This window comes from Pontibacter sp. HJ8 (genome assembly GCF_054824225.1).
In genome coordinates this window covers 1-2,994 of the sequence record NZ_JSYF01000493.1, presented here as the reverse complement: position 1 = coordinate 2,994, position 2,994 = coordinate 1, and the positions used below count along the sequence as shown (strand labels likewise).

The window sequence follows — 2,994 nt, the reverse complement described above, 5'->3', positions numbered from 1 at the left end:
CTTTTCTACCAGCTTTCGCCAGGCTGTTTTCAATGATTCTTTTCACATCGTTGGCTCTTGCCAGAGACAGGTTACTGTTATTCAATTCATCACCGATGATGTCTGTATAACCATGGATGATCACCTTGCCACCCTGGGGTATTTTAGGCGTCACGATTTCGGTCAGGTATTTCTCGTAGGTGCTGATAGCCTTGGAGTCGTTGAACTCATAAAGCACACTGTAGCGCTGTCCTTCCTCGTCTTTTGCCGGGGTCCAGAGTACCATGTTCACTGTAGCTTCCATCTTCTCAACAGTGCCATCCTTTTTCGTACCCAGCATGGTAACCAGGTAAGTGCCTTTCGGGCGGTTTCCTAAAATGGATTTGCCTGGCATGCTGACACTCTCCTGTATAAATGGTCCGAAGTTCTGAACGTTACCTTTGTCATCTGTCAAATTCATAGACCAGGACGTGTAGGCCTTGTCTGAACCAACTGTGTTGAAGGTAACATAGCTGTCAAGCGGCGCTTCCTGTACGGCCGTGATCTCTACTGGTTTCAGGGCAGCTTCCGGGCCAGTCTGGAATTCCATCAGCAAGGCTGGTGACTTACTTTCAATTGACACACGTCGGTCGCCTTCGCGGAGCAGTTCCAGTTCTTTTGTGCCACCTGGTTGTTCAGAAGGCAGTTTAGGTTTGTTACGTCCTTCTAGGCTGATGCGTGAAGCTTCAATACCGAATGTGTTCACAAGGTAACTCTTCACCGTTTCAGCCATTACTTTAGCTTCCTGCGGGCCATTTTCAGACGAGCCAACCAAGGTTATTGTGGCTGCCGGATTCTTGCCCATACGATCACCGAGAATGTTGAGTACATTGTAGTAAACTGTCATTTCGCGTTCCGAACGGCCAGACAGTGTTTTCGGAGTGAACACTTCCAGTTGATCTTCTTTGAAGTCTTTCACCTGGTTTTTCTCTAACAGCACATAACGATCCGGAATGGCAGTAGAGCCCTGGTTGAAGAATACATAGTTACGAAGCGGGAATGTTTCTCTTACTCTTCGGTCTGCCGTGATATTGGTAGGGGAGTTAACAGAGAACTGCACATCGCTTACAGCTGTAGGCGTGTTCGCTTTTCCACGTCCGAATTTAATGGCAGCGCCTACGCGCAAGGTGTTTACTGTCCAGGTTTCGATGCTGCGTGGTGACTGGCCAAAGTAGGGTTGGTACGTCACAAAAGGAGAAAGTATGAACTGGCTGCGATTATCCTGTGAGTTAAGCGCAATGTCGTATCCGGCACCGATCTGCATGGAGAGCAGTGTTTGTTTTACATCACTCAGGTCACCATTAACAACAGGGTTCTTTTCCTGATCCGGGTAAGCCGGGTTGATTCCCAGTTCGTACCTAAACTCTTTTTTTACATTAAAAGCCAGTCTCGGGCCACCCATCAGGTAGAAACCTGATGCTTTAAAAGGAGCGAAGCGCAGGCTTGGCTCGACAGTGATATAGCTAAGCTTGGTGCTTAAGTCTACAGGGCAATCACAAGGCGTAATCTGTTGGTCGAATGTACCTCTGCGGCTATCGTAACCCGTTTGCAGCATAAGCCCCCATCTGGATTCCGGACGACGGTATTCTATCAGCGGAGATGCAAACAGGCCTACGCCATTTCCATTATGGAATGCTACTGGCGGCGATAATTGTGCGTTCAGCTTTTGCGTGGAACCTCTGTAGAAGTTAAAGTTGGCACCGCCTGCTGCACCAATCCACCAGGATGGTTTTGTGAACGGAGCATCCTGCGCCTGTATTGCCGACTGTGTTCCTGTAAGGATTAAAGTGCTAAGTACTATACTTTTGACCGTGAGCCTAGAGGCAGACCACGCTTTGCGCGATCTGGTATTGTTATTTTTGATGATCATTTTCGTGTTGATTAAGGCTTCTCGATGATGTTTGTGTTGGTCATGACAACCGCGCCATTCAAGGCAAGCATTCTACCGACTGCCGTGGCACCTGAATTCATGGTGATAGACGTGTAGGCCAGTACGTTTCCTTTGAAGGAAGTACCATCGCCGATTGTGGCAGAGCTTCCAACTTGCCAGAAGATGTTCTTAGCCTGTGCACCACCGGTCAGTATGATGTTACCGCCTGCACCACCCACAGTGGTAAAGTCAGAGGCTATCTGGAAAATCCAGACGGCATTCGGGTCGCCTTTTGCATCCAGCGTCAGGCTACCAGCCTGTACTAATAAAGTAGAAGTAGATTTGTAGATACCAGGTGCCAGTGTTTTGCCACCCTGGTCGCCTGCTACTGTGGCTGGTGCCGGAGCAGATGCGCCTTCAGCAAAAAGATACGCTTCCAGTAGATCCTTCTTTGCTTGTAACAACATGGCTGCTGTGCCCGGAGGTGTAATGTCATCGGATGCATAAATTGCGCCGTTCTCAACGATGGCTGGCGGGAAGCCGGTTACAGATGAGCGAACACCAGGTGTTATGCCTACATCCAGGTCACGGATCACACTAGGGCCTGCATTGTTACTGATTCCTACCCCTGCGAAGATGCCGAATCGTCCAGCTGACTTCAGATCAACTCCTATAGCTGGGGTACCTGGTTGAGTCGGTGTACCCGGCTGGCCATCGGCTGCCGTGGTGAAAGTCCACACATGGTTTCCAGCTAAAGCAACATCGTTTGCGCTTTTAGCAGCCGTTGTAATGGTAGCCGTGTAGGTTGTGTTAGCAATCAGGTTGTTGGCAGGTGTGAAAATTGCCGTCGAGCCATTGTAGCTTGTTACGCCAACAACCGTGGTAGTACCTGTTTTTAAAGTAAAGGACGTTGCAGTGATCGTTGCAGGATTCATTGTTTCGCTGAAACTGGCTTTGATCACTTTATTAAGTGCCACGCCTGAAGCCTGATGAGCCGGGTCTGTAGAAGTAACCGTGGGAACAGTATGGGCTAATGTAGTAAAGGTCCATACATAATTGCTCTCCAGCGGGTTGCCTTCTTTATTGAGGGCGCCGGTTGTAATGGT

At 49.1% G+C, this 2,994-nt stretch carries 2 protein-coding genes; both read right to left on the bottom strand.

Going from position 1 to position 2,994, the window contains the following annotated elements:
* The coding region (locus OB13_RS18430) for an outer membrane beta-barrel protein (RefSeq protein ID WP_461491652.1) at positions 1 to 1,888 on the bottom strand (1,888 nt) is incomplete at its 3' end.
* Positions 1,889 to 1,899: 11 nt separating this feature from the next.
* A partial coding sequence (locus tag OB13_RS18425) for an ice-binding family protein (RefSeq protein ID WP_461491651.1) occupies positions 1,900 to 2,994 on the bottom strand: 1,095 nt, incomplete at its 5' end.